This window comes from Burkholderia guangdongensis, from assembly GCF_013403875.1.
Classification (GTDB): Bacteria; Pseudomonadota; Gammaproteobacteria; order Burkholderiales; family Burkholderiaceae; genus Burkholderia; species Burkholderia guangdongensis.
Window position 1 is genome coordinate 88835 of sequence record NZ_JACBNX010000017.1, and the last position, 15104, is coordinate 103938.

A 15104-nucleotide genomic window follows, 5' to 3' on the forward strand; every position below is an offset into this window, starting at 1 on the left:
CGCCTCACCAGGAAACGCCGACATCGCCGCTGACGAACGTCTGGCATGCAAGCCGATATCCGCTCGCAAGCTCCTCGGCGCTCAGATGCTGGTGTTCTTTCTGTTTGACGGTGTCGGCGTGCTCCATGCCCGTCTCGATACGGCATTTGCAGGTGCCGCACAGTCCGCCGCCGCATTTGAACGGAATGCCGCCTTGCCAGCGAAGGGAAGCGCGCAGCAGATTGGTATTTTCCGGTGCTTCGACAACCTTGTTCTGGTTGGTGATGAAAGTAATGCTGATCATGTCTGTCACCCGTTTAGCGACGAGGGGGATACCTTGACCAGATGTGTGTCCAACTGGCTAAAGACCGTGAGTTCAGTGAGCGCTTGACGGGCCTGCGCCAGATCTTCGAAGCGAGGGAAGAACTTCGATGGAACGTGGTTGACGGTTTCCGGCGGTCCTTCGTCGACTACCCGGATCTTCATCGGCTCGGCCAGCTGTGCAATCACGAACTGGATGCACACCGAGCCGTTGAAGAGATAGTGATAGATTTCCGCCGCGACCAGGCCTTCACTCAGCTCCGTCCGGTATTGCCCAACCTTACTGGCTAGCAGGATGTACATCGTGGTTTCCTCCGCTTTGTTGACTCAGGAAGCGCACGGGAGGATGTCCTGGCTCAGTTCGATGTCCTGCGTGATCCAGAGCTGGCAGACGAGCCGATAACCGTCGTCCAGGCGGTCGCCCAGCAACTGCTTCTCCTTCCAATTGGGCTCGGCAAGGTGCTCTGCGCCGTTCAACACCTTGCACATGCATTTGGTGCACTTGCCCATCCCGCACCCGTAGTCGAGGTGAGGAAAGGGAAACTGCTTGATGCCGGCACGCACCACGAGATTGGTATTGACGCGTACTTCGCCTTCAGCGATTTGTCCGCCTTTGTGGAAAGTGATCTTGGGCATAGTGGTGTCGTTGCCGTGGTGGTGTCGATGCCGTGGCGGTGTCGTTGCCGTGGTGGTGTCGTTGCGTCAGGCAGACCGATCTCGGGACGGCGCTGCGTGATGCGTTGCTGGGCGTTGCTGGGCGTTGCTGGTTGACCCTAATGTCGTGTAGCGCGACCGGCTGTGTCAACGCCATCATCAATATCGGGGGGAGTCATCAGAAATACAGATGACGCGCCGATGGCGGGCTGGCACGCCTATGATGAGTTCATTCGCCAAACGACGGCGGTCGGCGCGACGGAAGTCGACGCCGTTTCACTACTCTGATAGGAGTCGGGCATGACTGCAATGTTGAACCAGGAAGACTTTCGGGCGGCGCTCGAAGAGCGGGTACGCGGAAGGAGTGCGAATCAATCGCCGTTCAGCCTGGCGTGGGCGCAGGGGAAGCTGAGCCGCGCGCACCTGGCGCACTGGGCGGAGAACCATTACCACTACGTGGGACCCTTTGCCGACTACCTCGGATATCTCTATTCGCGGGCGCCGGAAGGGTATACCGAAATGAAGGACTTCCTGCTTGCAAACATGTACGAGGAAGAAATCGGCGGTGTACGTCACACCGATCTTCTGATTCGCTTCGCTGAAGCGTGCGGATCGTCCCGCGAACGTGTCGTCGGCGGCGCATCCGTGTTGCCGGCGACGCGTGGCCTGCAGAGCTGGTGCTACTCGATGGCCATGCGCGAGGACCCGATTGTCGCCGTCGCGGGGATTGTCATCGGACTCGAGTCGCAGGTGCCTTCGATCTATCGCAAGCAAGCGCCTACGCTGCGCGATCAGTACGGGTTTACCGACGAAGAGGTCGAGTTCTTCGACCTCCACATCGTATCCGACGAAATCCATGGCGAGCGCGGCTACCAGATCGTTTTGAGCCAGGCCAACACCTATGAGCTTCAGACGCGCTGCCTGCGCGCCTGCGAAATCGGTGCGCAGATGCGGTTGCTCTACACGGGGAGCCTGTACAGCGAGTTCGTCGAGAAGGATGTCCCGCTCGACGCACTCGCCATTGCGGCGTAACGCGCCTGAACAGGCCGTTCGGATACCTCGACCCTGAAGTGCCCCACGCAACCTGATCGTTAGCGGTCGGTTCAAAAAGGCTGCTCCGTCCGGCTGACGACGTTCAGGCGGGCGAGGGAGCGGCCGAGTTTCAAGAACGCTTCGTGAATGTCGGCGCGACGATCGAAGCGAATAAAAGAGGAGACGACATGGAACGCTTCGATTACGTGATTGTGGGCGGCGGCTCGGCGGGCTGCGTGCTCGCGCATCGCCTGTCGGCGGTGCCGTCGCTGCGCGTCGCGCTGATCGAGGCGGGAGCGGACACGCCGGTGGGCGCGGTGCCCGCGGCCATCCTGGACAGCTATCCGATGCCGGTCTTCTGCGGCGACACCTATATCTGGCCGGAACTGACGGCAACGGCGACCCGGGACCGGGCGCCGCGGGTCTACGAGCAGGGCCGGGTGATGGGCGGCGGGTCGAGCATCAACGTGCAAGCGGCCAATCGCGGCCTGCCGCGCGATTATGACGAGTGGGCCGCGAACGGCGCGCCGGGCTGGGCGTGGGACGACGTGCTGCCGTACTTCCGCATGCTCGAGCGCGACGTGAATTTTCCCGGCGGCGCGCTGCACGGCAGAGACGGGCCGCTGCCGATCCGCCGAATCATGCCGAAGGACTGGCCGCCGTCCTGCCGTGCGTTCGCCGAAGGGATGCACGCCAACGGCTTCGCCACGCTCGCGGATCAGAACGCGGAGTTCGGCGACGGCATGTTTCCGAGCGCGTTCTCCAATATCGACGACAAGCGGGTATCGACCGCGATCGCCTATCTCGATGAAGCGACGCGCCAACGCCCGAATCTCAGCGTTTATTCGAACCTGCGCGTCGATCGGATCGTGATGGATGGCACGTTCGCGCGAGGCGTCGAGGCCGTCGCGCCCAGCGGCGAGCGCGTGCGCTTCGAGGCGGGCGAAGTCGTGATCAGCGCGGGCGCGCTGCAGTCGCCTGCGTTGCTGATGCGCGCGGGTATCGGCGACGCGCGGGAGCTCGGCAGTCTGGGTATTGAGTGCAACGTGGATTTGCGTGGTGTTGGACGCAATCTTCAGGATCATCCGTCGCTGACCTTCTGTCATTTTCTCGAGCCGCGCTTTCGCGTGCCGCTTTCGCGCCGCCGCGCGAGCATGGTGGCCGCGCGCTTCAGCTCCGGCGTCGAAGGTTGCGATGTTTCGGATCTCTATCTGTCGAGTGCGACGCGCGCCGCATGGCATGCGCTCGGCAACCGGCTGGGGCTGTTCTTCCTGTGGTGCAACCGCCCGTATTCGCGTGGTCGCGTGCAACTCGTGACGCCCGATGCGGCAGCTGCGCCACGGGTCGACCTGAACCTGCTCGACGACGATCGCGACCTGCAAAGGCTCGTCGTCGGCGTGCACATGCTTGCGCGCGTGGTGGCGGAGTCGGGCATCGGCGACGATCCGCGCGATTTCTTCCCGGCGGCCTTCTCGCCTCGCGTGAAGGCGCTGAGCCGGGTGAGCAAGACGAACGCGTTCCTCACTTCGATGCTCGGCGCGTTGCTCGATACGCCCGCGCCGCTGCGGCGCCTGTTGATCGAACGCTTCTTCACGCGCGGTCTCAGGATGTCCGAACTGCTTGCCGACGACCGCGCGCTCGCCGACTTCATTCGCGCGAACGTATTCGGCGTCTGGCATGCGAGCGGCACCTGTCGCATGGGCGACGTGCGCGATCGCGATGCGGTCACCGACACCGAAGGGCGCGTGCACGGCACGCGGGGCCTGCGGGTGGTGGACGCATCGCTGATGCCGCGGCTTCCGACGGCAAACACGAACATTCCGACCATCATGATCGCCGAGAAAATCGCCGATGTGATGGTCGGGCAGCGGCGCGCGGGCGGCGTCACGGGCGCATCCGGCCCGACCGACGCGACCCCGCTCGCTGCCGCGCACTGAAGGTTCCGTCAACCCCGAAAAAGAGCACGTCGATACGAACGTGCCGGATATCCGGAAGGCGCGCCAAACGCCTCCGGTAACCCATCAGGAGATAGCAATGTCCGTAGTAGCGCGAGAAAGTGGTGCCTTGCCGGCCGTGAGCCAGCGGCAGGTGATGGGTGCCGTGGCGGCATCGTGTTTCGGCTGGTCACTCGACCTGTACGACCTGTTCGTTCTGCTGTATGTGGCGCCGGTCCTCGGGCGCCTGTTTTTTCCGACGGAGCACGCGATGCTGTCGCTCGCGGCGGTCTATGCGTCTTTCGCGGTCACGTTGCTGATGCGCCCGCTGGGTTCCGCGATCTTCGGCTCGTATTCGGACCGTCACGGCCGCAAGGGCGCGATGATCATCGCCGTCGTCGGTGTCGGTTTTTCGACCGCGGCCTTCGGGCTTTTGCCGACCGTCGCGCAGGCGGGCTTCGTGGCTCCGGTGCTGTTCCTGGTTCTGCGGCTCGTGCAGGGCGTGTTCGTCGGCGGCGTGGTCGCATCGACGCATACGATCGGCACGGAGTCGGTTGCGCCGAAGTATCGCGGCGCGGCGTCGGGCCTGATCGGCGGCGGCGGGGCGGGCATCGGCGCGCTGCTCGCGTCGCTCGCGTATATCGCGATTTCGGCCATCTTTCCCGGCCACCAATTTGACGTATGGGGCTGGCGCTGCTTCTTCTTCACGGGCATCGTGAGTTCCATTCTGGGTCTGTTCGTCTTCAACAGTCTCGAGGAATCCCCGCTCTGGAAGAAGCTTGCCGAAGCGCGCGCCGCGAAGGCCAGAAGCGTGCGGACGCCGGTGCGCTCGCCGATCAGGACGCTGTTTTCGCGCGAGTACCGCGGCGTGCTCTTCGTCAATCTGCTGCTGACCATCGGCGGCGGCAGCGGCTATTACCTCACGTCCGGCTATCTGCCGACTTTCCTCAAGGTCGTGAGCCACGCGCCCAACGGCGCGACTGGCGTGATCCTGACGCTCTCCAGCGTGGCGGTGGTGATCGTGTCGGTCGCGGCGGGCCATCTGAGCACGCTCATCGGTCGCAAGGCCACGTTCGTGTTGGTCGGCTTCATTCGCCTCTTCGCGCTCCCGGGCCTGTTCCTGCTGCTTCCGTCCGCGCAGAGCATCACGATGATCGGTGTCTATGCCGTTGCGTTGAGCATGCTCGGCGCTGCTGGCTACGCACCGATTCTGATCTTCCTCAACGAGCGTTTCCCCACGGAGATTCGTGCGACGGGAACGGGCCTTTCGTGGAACATCGGTTTTGCGATCGGCGGGATGATGCCGACCTTCGTCTCGCTCGTCGCCGGGAATGCGAGCCAGTTGCCGTCGACACTGGCCATTTTCCTCGGGGTGATCAGCGTTCTCTTCCTGGCCGGCGCGTTGCTGGTGCCGGAGACGCGCGGAAATCCCGGCATGTCCGCTCCGACCGAAACCTGAATTCAATCTTTCGATTGAAGTGCATCGAGTCATTTCAAGCATTTTTTTGTGATTTGCCGCAAGGAGGCACCATGAAGTCCACAAACGAAATACGTTCGCGTTCCTATGAGTATCGCAAGGAGTATCTGGACGAGACGCCGTGGTGGTATCGAGGCGAGATGCACCTGGGGTTCACGTTGGTGTTTACATGCGCTGTCATCGCGTACTGCGCGATGCAGCTTCGATCGCCGGCGCTCACGGAATGGGCCGCCGTAATTCCGTTGTTCCTGTTCGGAAACTGGGCGGAGTGGGCGGCGCATCGATATCTTCTTCACCGGCCGACCAAGCTCTTTTCAATGGTGTACAAGCGTCATTGCGCCGTTCATCACCGCTTTTTCACGCACGTGACGCTTGAATACAAAGGGCAGAAGGAGTGGCGCGCGTTGTTGTTTCCGCCGTTCGCACCCGTCGCATTCGTGCTTGCGGCCGTTCCGTTCGCCGTGGTCATCGGCATGCTGTTCACGAGGAACGCCGGATATATCGCGCTTCTGACGATGGCGGCGTATTACCTGATGTATGAGGGGCTTCATACGCTCTCTCATATCACGGAGAGCCGCTTCCTCGATGCCGTTCCGTTTGTCAACTCGGTCCGGCGCCTGCACGTCCTTCACCATGACCCGGAAATGATGGCGACAAGCAACTTCAATCTGACGTTCCCGATCTGCGACACGCTGTTTGGCACGCGCAAAGAGCCGGCGACGACCGAGAAAGGGGCTGAAGCTGGCGCCACGCGGTAGTCGCGCGCTGCTGTGCGCTTGCGGACGACGCGGCGATCGGCGAATAGGCCGGAGAACCGTGGCCCAAGCGGTTCCGGTCATCAACCGGGAGATAGCATGTCCGTGGTCGCGGCAGAATGTGGCGCCTTGTCGGCCGTGAGCCAGCGGCAGGTGATGGGCGCCGTGGCGGCATCGTGTTTCAGCTGGTCACTCGATCTGTTCGACCTGCTCATCTTGCTGTACATGGCGCCGGTCCTCGGGCGCCTGTTTTTTCCGACGGAGCACGCGATGCTGTCGCTCGCGGCGGTCTATGCGTCTTTCGCGGTCACGTTGCTGATGCGCCCGCTGGGTTCCGCGATCTTCGGCTCGTATTCGGACCGTCACGGCCGCAAGGGCGCGATGGTCATCGCCGTCGTCGGCGTCGGTTTTTCGACCGCGACATTGACGGTCTTCCCGCTACGTGCCATTGGCTTTTGATCAGAATACGGGCGCAACCCACGTGGGACAAGCTTCTGGCCGACATGATATTCATGAGCCATGTTCATGATCGGACGGATGCCGATCGCCAAGGGCGAATGGCGCTACACCGGGTTCGACGACAAGATCATCGCGATGCACGCGCGTGGCATGAGCGCACGGGAGATTCAGGGTTTCCTGCTGGAGATGTACGGTATCGAGGTGTCGCCGGACTTTGGCGCGGCATTTGCATATTGCGGATAACATCAGACGAATGCCGGCCGGCGGGAGCCCGTCTGCCGGCCACCCATCCCCGCACCCACGCTAATCCCACAGACTCCGGATCGCGATCGCGACGATCACCGGCACCGAGAACACGAGCGGAATCGCGAAATACTGCGCTTCGCGGTCGACGATCCAGCTATAGATCAGCCAGCCGACGCCGATCGCGAACGTGACGAGGCCGGCGACGATCGCGATGACGTTGAGCGCCAGATTGGACGGACGGTGGTGCGTCTTGGCCGAAGGGGACGATTTCATCGGAGAAGTGCGGTCGTTTGCAAAAGCGCCTGTAAACACAGCAAACAGCATTCCGACCGTTAGCGCAAGGGGCGCGACGGGCCTTGCTCCCTGACCCGTCCCGCCGCCCCCGGCTAGAAGCCGAACGATGCCGCCAACTCGTCGATCAGCCCGCGCTGGAACGCGAGGAACCGCTCGCCGGGCTGTTGCTCGATCGCGAGCTCGAGCAGCGGATCGGCGACCTCGGTCCGCACGCCGGCCAGCTCTTCGACGATCGCGAGCCCGCAGAACGGCACGTACGCCTCCGAATAGCCGCCTTCGTGCACGATCGCGACGCGCCCCGCACAGTGGCGCTGTGCGGCCTCGATCACCGCGCGTGTCATGAAGCGGTAGCTGTCGCTGTGGAGCTGCATCCGCGCGAGCGGATCGACCGCGCTCGCGTCGAGCCCGCTCGCGACGACGATCAGCTCCGGCCGGAAGCGTTCGAGCGCCGGCAGCACGATGCGCTCGAACGCGTAGCGGTACGCGTCGTCGCCGCTGCCCGCGAGCAGCGGCACGTTCAGGTTCGCGCCGACGCCCGCGCCCGCGCCGCGATCGGCGTCGCCGCTGTAGCCGGGCGGGAAGCAGCGGTCCTGGTGCAGCGAGATCGTCAGCGTGTTCGGATCGTCGTAGTAGATCGACTGCGTGCCGTTGCCGTGATGCACGTCCCAGTCGATCACCGCGACGCGCCCGACGCCGTGCTTCGCGCGCGCGGCCTCGATCGCGATCGGGATGTTCGCGAGCAGGCAGAAGCCCATCGGACGATCGCGCAGGCAGTGGTGGCCAGGCGGGCGCGACAGCGCGTACGCGTGCCGCGCGCGCGAGTCGAGCACAGCGTCGACCGCCCCAATCGCGAGGCCCGCCGACAGCGCGGCGATTTCGTAACTCCCTTTGCCGAACGGCGCGAGATCGCCGAGGTCGCCGCCGTTCGCGTCGCTGAGCGCGCGGAACGCGTCGAGGTAGCTGGCCGGATGGATGCGCAGCAGATCGTCGGTCGTCGCGGCTGGTGCGCTGCGCAGGTCGAGTTGCGCGGCGAGGCCGGACGCCTGCACGAGCGACAGGAAGCGGCGTTTCGAGTCGGGCGATTCCGCATAGCCGGCGCTCGACGGCGGCTGCACCCAGCCGCCGACCGGAAACAGCAGCGCGTGCGTGCCGCCGGTATGCCAGAACGTGCGTTCGTCGGTGAAGAAGGCAGTGCGATTCATGGAGAGAACTCCTGTCACGGTTGCGGAGAAAGGGCGTGCGCGCGGCGGTCGATGTGCAGCAGCGCGGCGAGCGACGCGACGGACACGACCGTCGCGATCACGAACAGCGCGCGCATCGTGCCGCCGGCGTCGAGCAGCAGGCCGGCGAGCAGCGGGCCGACCGCGAGACTGCCGCCGATCACGAGGTTCAGCGTCGCGATCAGGCGGCCCGACGCGTCGATCCGCGCGATGGTCGCGAGCACGAACGGCAGCACGAACGTCCACGCGAACTTGAACGCGAAGATCGCCGCGCTGTAGCCGGTCGAATGCGGCCGCGTCGCGAGCGTGACGAGCGACGCGGCGAGCAGCGCATAGCCCGCGAACAGCATCGCGCGGCGCGCGATCCGTCCGCCGATGCACGATGCGAGCGCCGCGCCGGCGATGCCCATTACGCTCGCGATCGCGAGCACGCTGCCGGCCGACTGCGCGTCGAACCCGGCTTCGGCCGCGGCGCGGCTCGCGAAGGTCCAGACGCTGCCGATCGCGAGATAGAAGCTCGTCATCGCGCCGATCGCGAGCGCGACGAGCACGGTCGGCGCGACCGCGTGTTCGCGCTGCGCGGCGCGGGCCGGCGCGGGGCGGACACCGCGCGCGCCGAGCGCCGGCGGGAAGCCGCGCGACAGCGGCGACGCGCAGAGCGCGAGCACGCCGAGCGCGATGTACAGTGCGCGCAGCCCGAGCGCCGCGAACACCTGCGGCAGCACGAACAGGCCGATCGCGCCGGCGATCAGCTGGCCGACGACCCACAGGCCGTACACGCGGTCGCGGTTGTCGCTCGTCGCGGCGCTCGTCATGCACAGCACCATCAGCGTGCCGCCGCCGAGCATCGTCACCGCGCGCAGCGCGAGCAGCGCGACGAAGCCGGGCATCCACAGCGCGGTCAGCAGGTTGCCGGCGCAGAACACCGCGACCGCGCACGCGGCGACGCGGCGCGCGTCGACGCGTCCGAGCCACAGGTACGAAGGAAAGGTCGCAAAGCTGTACGCGCCGAGCTCGACGAAGAAGTAGGTGCCGATCTGCGACGCGGACAGCCCGAGCTGCGTCGCGAGCTGCGCGGCGACGGCCGGCGCGACGAGCAGGATCAGCGGCGTGATCGCCGCGAACGCGACGAGCGCGGCGAGCGTCGAGCGGGCGAACGTCGGTGCGTCGCCGGCGAACGGGAGCGCGGCATCCGGTGGGAGTGTCTTCATGATGGAATCTCGAGAAAGGAGGGCGTGGAGCGGATCAGAACAGGTGATACATGCCGAGCATCGCGCCGAACTGCGACGTGCCGGCGAGCGGCGTCGGGTCATATTCGTAGACGGTCTGCGAGCTCTGTCCGCCGTTGCGTGCGTAGCCGAGGTTCAGGTACGCGACCGTGCGCTTCGACAGCGCGTACGTGGTGCTCGCGACGAACAGCGTCGGATGCCCGATCGCGGGCGTGCGCGAATCGGTGTGGTATGCGCCGACATTCAGTCCGACGAACGGCGTCGCCTGATAGCGGGCACCGCCCCAGACGATCGTGCGCGGCGCGTCGAGATCGCCGGTGCGCCGCTCGACGCCCGCATAGAGCGTGAGCGGCAGCGCGTCGAACGCGTAGCGCGCGGCGAGCGTGCCGATCTCGCGGCGCAGCGCGGACGTATCGCCGGCCGCGGACACGTCACCGTACGACTCGTGCAGCACGACGCTCGCCGACAGCCGGTTGCTGGTGAACTGGCCGCCGAGCTCGAGCACGCGGCCGGCGCGCGAATTGCCGGCGACGCCGGCCGTCGCGGCGAGCGCTTCGGCGTCGAAGCCGGCGAACGTCGGCGACTGGTACTTGGCCGAGCTGTCGAGGAAGTTCGCGGTCATCGGCACGATCACGCCCTGGCCGCTGTACGACGCGTACCACAGCGGGTCGTAGAACAGCGTTTTGTCGAACAGCACGCTGAACTGCCGGCCGAACGTGAACGTGCCCGCCGGCCCGGCGAGGCCCAGATACGCGCCGCGGAAGAACGCGTAGCCGGGCACGGTCGCGGTGCCGTCGTTCACGTTGATGCCCTGCTCGAGCTTAAACAGCGCGTGCCAGCCGCCGCCGAGCTCCTCGGTGCCTTTCAGGCCGATCTGCGACGGCAGTACGCCGTAGTTCTGCAACTGCCACGCGGCATGGCGGCCGTCGGCGTGCGTCAGATACTGCACGCCGGCGTCGAGCGCGCCGTACAGCGTGACGGACGACTGCGCGTGCGCGGCGGCGCCGCACGTGGCGAGCGCCACGGCGATGGCAGCGGCCGCGGCCGAGCGGATGAAGCGCGGGGTCATGACGTTGGGTTCTCCATACCGTTGATGTGTCGTTGTCGTGTGATCCGGTGACGCAGTGTCGGTAGCGGGAAAGCGGCCGGGAAGTCGTTCAGATGGACGGTGCGGAAAACCCGCGGTGCGCGCCGCGGCGTGCGCAGGCGACGGTACCGAGCGATGGGCGATGGCTCGCCGGGTGCCCGACCCGTTCAAATGGATGGGGTTGCCGCGCGTTCGCGCGCAGGGTCCCGCCAAAAAAGCCGCTCGCTATAATCGGCTGGTCAACGTTGCGCGCAAGGTCGGCCCGGCGGGCGAAGGAGCGGGGTGTGAGGATCACGACGGCTACAGGGCAGGAGAGCGACGCATTGCGTGACGTGCCGGCGGCGATCGTGCTGGACGAATCCGCGTGGCCCGCGCAGCCGCCGCGGCGCGCCGATTTCGACGGCGTCGACGACAGCGGCGGCGGCAGCAGCAGCGGCGGCGGATCGGCCGCGCACGCGCTCGGCCTGCTGCTGCTCGATCTGTACGCGGTCGCGGGGCAGGCGGGCATCGGCGAATTCGAATGCCGGTTCTTCGCGCTCCTGCGCGAGTTCGTGCCGTTCGATGCCGCGTGGACCGGCGTCGCGACCCACACGCCGGCCGGCCCGGTGATGCACAACAGCTTCCTCTATCGATTGCCCGACGCGTTCTTCGCGGACTGGAAGCGCGTACGCGACTGCGATCCGCTCGCGCACCGCACGCTGCGCGGCGCCTATGGCCGTGCGGTGCGGCTGTCGGTCGTCGAACCGGGGCTCGATCCGCGCTTTCGCGACTGGTGCGTGAAGTACGGGCTCGCGCAACTGATGTGCGTGTGCGCGTTCGACCGCCGCTTCGGGCTGACGACCTTCCTGTCAATCTACCGTCAGGGTCTCAATCGCCCGTTCGACGACGACGACGCGCATCGCCTCGAAAATCTGATTCCGCACATGGCCGCCGCGCTGACGATCAATCGCGCGGCGCAACTGACGCGCGGGCGCGGCGACGCATCGACGCCGGCCGTGCGCGCGCTGTGCGACAACTTCGGCGTGCTGCATCACGCGGACCCGGGGTTCGACGCGGCGCTGCGGACCGAGTGGCCGGCGCTGCCGGCCGCGCAACTGCCGGAGCCGCTCGTCGCGCATCTGCGGCGGCGGCCGGGGCAACCGTTCGAAGGTGATGCGCTGCGGGTCGCGTGCGTGCCGGTCGGGGGCCTGTTCCAGCTCGAGGCGCGGCCGCGCTCGCTGCTCGATCGGCTGAGCCCGCGCGAGCTCGCCGCGATCCGCTTCTACGGCGCCGGACGCTCGCACAAGGAAGTCGCGCAGCAGATGGACATCTCGCCGACGACCGTGCGCCACTATCTGCGCTGCGCGTACCGGAAGCTCGGGATGCACGACAAGAGCCAGATCGCGAGCGTGCTCGGCGGGGCCGATGGCGCGATGCCCGGCCCGCCGGCGACCGAGGACGGCTCGCCGCACTGAGTGCGACACGTTGCCTGGAAAACGGGGATGGTTGTGAATGCAACCATTCCGGCCTATGCTCGTCGACTCGGACACGAGACAGAGCACCTGGAGCACACGATGAACGAGTTGAATCCCCCGCCGGCGCGGGCGGCGATCGTCGGCGTTGGCGCGATCGGCGGGCTGCTCGCGGCCGCGCTGTCGCGCGCGGGCATGACCGTGAGCGCATACGCGCGCGGCGCGACACTCGACGCGCTGAATGCGCATGGCGTGCGCGTGATCGACGAGCATGGCGACACGTCGTCGGTCGCGGTGGTCGCGAGCGACGACGCGGCGGCGCTCGGCGTGCAGGATTACGTGGTGATCGCGCTGAAGGCGCAGACGCTTCCGACGCTCGCCGCGCGGCTCGCGCCGCTCGTCGGGCCGCACACGGTGATCGTCGCGGCGATGAACGGGCTGCCGTGGTGGTTCACGCACGGGCTCGCGGGGCCGCTCGACGGCGCGCGGCTCGACGCGGTCGATCCGGACGGCGCGGTGTCGGCGGCGCTGCCGTCCGCGCAGACGATCGGTTGCGTCGTGCACCTGTCGTCGAGCACCGACGCGCCGGGCGTGGTGCGCCGCGGGCGCGGCAACCGGCTGATCGTCGGCGCGCCGGATCCGGCGCGCGAGGCCGCCGCCGCGCGCTTCGCGGCGGCGCTCGCGGCGGGCGGCTTCGACGTCGGGACGACGCCCACGATTCGCGCGGAAATCTGGACGAAGCTCTGGGGCAATATGAACATGAATCCGCTGAGCGCATTGACGGGCTCGACCGCGGACCGCCTGCTCGACGATCCGCTGACCCGGACGCTCGCGCTGCGGATGATGGAGGAGGCGGCCGCGATCGGCGCGCGGCTCGGCCTCGATACGGGGATGAGCGGCCCGGACCGGATCGCGATGACGCGCAAGCTCGGCGCGTTCAGGACGTCGATGCTGCAGGATTTCGAAGCGGGCCGCGCGCTCGAGATCGGGCCGATCCTCGGCGTGTTTCCGGAACTGGGGCGCAAGCTCGACGTGCCGACGCCGTACTGCGACGCGGTGCTCGGGCTGCTGCGGCAGCGGGCGGCGAACAGCGGGCTCTAGCGCGTCGGCGGGCGGCAACGAGCGGGCTGGAGGCCGCTGCGGTGCGTCGGCGGGCGGGCAACGAGCGGCGGCGAGCCGAAGCGTGCCGGCCCACCGCAGCGAGCCGACCCGTGCCGCGTCAGTCCTCGCGCGCGATCGCGTGCGCGAGAACCTTGTCGAGCAGCCGCTCGAAGGTTTGCCGCTCGGCGTCGCTCAGGCATTCGAGCAGCCCGTCGTTCCATTTGCGCGCGATCGGCATGATTTTCCGGTACAGCGCGCGGCCGTCGGGCGTCAGCGAGATCAGCACGATCCGGCCGTCCTCGTCGCTCGCGCAGCGCGCGAGCAGCCCTTGCCGCAGCAGCGCCTCGGCCGCGCGGCTCGCCTGGCTCTTGTCGAGATGCGTGTGGCGCGCGAGATCCATGATCGACAGCGGCCCGAATGCGCCGACCACCGCGATCACGCGCGCCTCGGGCACCGAGACGTCGAGCTTGTGCCGATAGCGCTCGCCGATCCCGCGATCGGAGCGTTTCGTCAGCATGTGCAGGCGGTAGGTCAGCAATTGATCGAGCCCGGCTTGGTGACCTTTCATGGCGGATCCTGATGGAAGAGGGCGGCCGGCGTCGTCGGGTGCTGCACCCGGGCGACGGCCGCCGCGGGTCTCAGCGCGCGCCGTACTTCAGGCGCGTCAGTTGCTCCGCCTCGTTCGCGAGGAGGCGGGCCGCGTCGCGGATCGCGACGTCGAGCGTGATCGGCCCCGGCGCCGGCGAGAAGCAGCCGCGGAAGTGCTCGGACAGTGCCGGCAGCGCGGCCGAATCGACGGCGCCCGACAGCAGCGACGCCGGCACGCCCGCGTCGCGCGCATGGCGGCACGCGATGAACGGCGCCTTGCCGTGCAGCGTCTGCGCGTCGGAGCGGCCTTCGCCGGTGATCAGCCAGTCGGCGCCTTCGAGCGCCGCGTCGAGCCCGATCTGCCGCGCGACGACCTCGGCGCCCGCCTCGAAGCGCGCGCCGAGCATATGCAGCGCGAAGCCCAGGCCGCCCGCCGCGCCGGCGCCGGGCAGGTCGCGGCCTTTGCGGCCGAGCGCCGCCTCGAGCAGGTCGGCGAAGTGGCCGAGCGCCGCGTCGAGCGTCGCGACCTGCTCCGGCGTCACGCCCTTTTGCGGGCCGAACACCGCGGTCGCGCCGTGCGCGCCGGTCAGCGGATTGTCGACGTCGGACATGCCGACGAACTGCGTGTCGGCGATGCGCGGATCGAGCCCCGACGCGTCGATGCGCGCGACGTCGCCGAGCCGCGCGGGCGTCGGCTCGACCGGCTGGCCGGCCGCGTCGAAGCAGCGCAGCCCGAGCCCGGCGAGGAGCCCGGCGCCGGCGTCGTTCGTGCTGCTGCCGCCGAGCGCGACGAAGAAGTGGCGCACGCCGTCGTCGAGCAGCTGGCGGATCGCGTCGCCCATGCCGCGCGTGCTGCGCGCGTCGACGGGCACGCTCATCCCGACCGGATCGGTGATGCCGACGATCTCGGCCGTCTCGACGATGGCGGTGCGCGCGTCGATCACGCCGACGGCCGCATCGTGCGCGGCGAGCGACGCGCCGGCGACGCTCAGCGTGCGGCGTGTGCCGCCGTGCGCGAGCATCGCGTCGAGCGTGCCTTCGCCGCCGTCGGCCATCGGGCAGCAGCGCACGACCGCGTCGGGCCGCGCGCGGCGAATGCCGGCGGCAATCGCGTCCGCGACCCCGGCGGCGGACAGGGAACCCTTGAACGAATCGGGTGCGATGACGACGACGGGCGCGGACGAGGGAAGCGGCATGATGTCTCCGGTTGACGTGGATTGGCGTGGATTTTGCGTGATTGGTAGGATGAATCGTTGCCGCGCGGTGCGGGCGGCGCG

The 15104-nt window shown here is 67.4% G+C and carries 15 protein-coding genes and 2 pseudogenes; 8 read left to right on the top strand and 9 right to left on the bottom strand.

The features are described 5' to 3' along the window. Positions 1 to 4: 4 nt before the first annotated feature. Genes HZI36_RS17350 through HZI36_RS17360 form a run of 3 tightly spaced genes read right to left on the bottom strand, consistent with a single transcriptional unit; the run spans position 5 to position 936 of the window. Positions 5 to 283 carry a 2Fe-2S iron-sulfur cluster-binding protein gene (locus HZI36_RS17350; RefSeq protein ID WP_179403891.1) on the bottom strand — a complete coding sequence of 93 codons (279 nt, stop codon included), beginning with the start codon at positions 281 to 283 and terminating at the stop codon, positions 5 to 7. A gap of 5 nt (positions 284 to 288) precedes the next feature. Then, on the bottom strand, positions 289 to 603 hold the full coding sequence (locus tag HZI36_RS17355) for a ferredoxin (protein ID WP_179403892.1): 315 nt from the start codon (positions 601 to 603) through the stop codon (positions 289 to 291). A 24-nt stretch (positions 604 to 627) separates the two neighbouring features. Continuing rightward, positions 628 to 936 carry a 2Fe-2S iron-sulfur cluster-binding protein gene (locus HZI36_RS17360; protein ID WP_179403893.1) on the bottom strand — a complete coding sequence of 103 codons (309 nt, stop codon included), beginning with the start codon at positions 934 to 936 and terminating at the stop codon, positions 628 to 630. 318 nt (positions 937 to 1254) lie between these two features. Between HZI36_RS17360 and HZI36_RS17365 the strand changes: the two genes are divergently transcribed. From HZI36_RS17365 to HZI36_RS17390, 6 genes and pseudogenes are all read left to right on the top strand, one after another. Next, positions 1255 to 1986 (top strand): iron-containing redox enzyme family protein, encoded by a 732-nt coding sequence (locus tag HZI36_RS17365; RefSeq protein ID WP_179403894.1) that lies wholly within the window; start codon positions 1255 to 1257, stop codon positions 1984 to 1986. 188 nt (positions 1987 to 2174) lie between these two features. Then, the gene (locus HZI36_RS17370) at positions 2175 to 3923 is read left to right on the top strand and encodes a GMC family oxidoreductase (protein ID WP_179403895.1); all 1749 of its coding nucleotides are present in this window, start codon (positions 2175 to 2177) and stop codon (positions 3921 to 3923) included. Positions 3924 to 4020: 97 nt separating this feature from the next. After that, the gene (locus HZI36_RS17375) at positions 4021 to 5379 is read left to right on the top strand and encodes an MFS transporter (RefSeq protein ID WP_179403896.1); all 1359 of its coding nucleotides are present in this window, start codon (positions 4021 to 4023) and stop codon (positions 5377 to 5379) included. Positions 5380 to 5450: 71 nt separating this feature from the next. Next, positions 5451 to 6155: a sterol desaturase family protein gene (locus tag HZI36_RS17380; protein ID WP_179403897.1), complete on the top strand. Its 705-nt coding sequence runs from the start codon at positions 5451 to 5453 to the stop codon at positions 6153 to 6155. Positions 6156 to 6251: 96 nt separating this feature from the next. After that, a pseudogene (locus HZI36_RS17385) lies at positions 6252 to 6590 on the top strand (MFS transporter); the annotation flags it as partial. Positions 6591 to 6695: 105 nt separating this feature from the next. Then, positions 6696 to 6827: pseudogene (locus HZI36_RS17390) on the top strand (transposase); the annotation flags it as partial. 87 nt (positions 6828 to 6914) lie between these two features. On the opposite strand, the gene HZI36_RS17395 reads toward HZI36_RS17390, so the two are convergent. The 4 genes from HZI36_RS17395 to HZI36_RS17410 form a co-directional block, all read right to left on the bottom strand. Continuing rightward, positions 6915 to 7130 carry a hypothetical protein gene (locus tag HZI36_RS17395; RefSeq protein ID WP_179403898.1) on the bottom strand — a complete coding sequence of 72 codons (216 nt, stop codon included), beginning with the start codon at positions 7128 to 7130 and terminating at the stop codon, positions 6915 to 6917. 113 nt (positions 7131 to 7243) lie between these two features. Continuing rightward, positions 7244 to 8353 (bottom strand): class II histone deacetylase, encoded by a 1110-nt coding sequence (locus tag HZI36_RS17400; RefSeq protein WP_179403899.1) that lies wholly within the window; start codon positions 8351 to 8353, stop codon positions 7244 to 7246. Positions 8354 to 8367: 14 nt separating this feature from the next. Then, on the bottom strand, positions 8368 to 9582 hold the full coding sequence (locus HZI36_RS17405; protein ID WP_179403900.1) for an MFS transporter: 1215 nt from the start codon (positions 9580 to 9582) through the stop codon (positions 8368 to 8370). Positions 9583 to 9616: 34 nt separating this feature from the next. Beyond that, positions 9617 to 10669 (bottom strand): porin, encoded by a 1053-nt coding sequence (locus tag HZI36_RS17410; protein ID WP_179403901.1) that lies wholly within the window; start codon positions 10667 to 10669, stop codon positions 9617 to 9619. 302 nt (positions 10670 to 10971) lie between these two features. Between HZI36_RS17410 and HZI36_RS17415 the strand changes: the two genes are divergently transcribed. Both HZI36_RS17415 and HZI36_RS17420 read left to right on the top strand, forming a co-directional pair. Then, a complete protein-coding gene (locus HZI36_RS17415) occupies positions 10972 to 12141 on the top strand; it encodes a LuxR C-terminal-related transcriptional regulator (RefSeq protein WP_179403902.1) in 1170 nt (389 codons plus the stop codon). A 99-nt stretch (positions 12142 to 12240) separates the two neighbouring features. Next, positions 12241 to 13239, top strand: coding sequence for a 2-dehydropantoate 2-reductase (locus HZI36_RS17420; RefSeq protein ID WP_179403903.1), 999 nt, complete (start codon positions 12241 to 12243; stop codon positions 13237 to 13239). A 118-nt stretch (positions 13240 to 13357) separates the two neighbouring features. Here the strand turns inward: HZI36_RS17420 and HZI36_RS17425 are convergent, their stop codons facing one another. Both HZI36_RS17425 and HZI36_RS17430 read right to left on the bottom strand, forming a co-directional pair. After that, on the bottom strand, positions 13358 to 13807 hold the full coding sequence (locus tag HZI36_RS17425) for a MarR family winged helix-turn-helix transcriptional regulator (RefSeq protein ID WP_179403904.1): 450 nt from the start codon (positions 13805 to 13807) through the stop codon (positions 13358 to 13360). Between the two features lie 70 nt (positions 13808 to 13877). Continuing rightward, positions 13878 to 15023, bottom strand: a complete 1146-nt coding sequence (locus HZI36_RS17430) for a glycerate kinase (protein WP_179403905.1) — start codon at positions 15021 to 15023, stop codon at positions 13878 to 13880. Positions 15024 to 15104 lie beyond the last annotated feature (81 nt).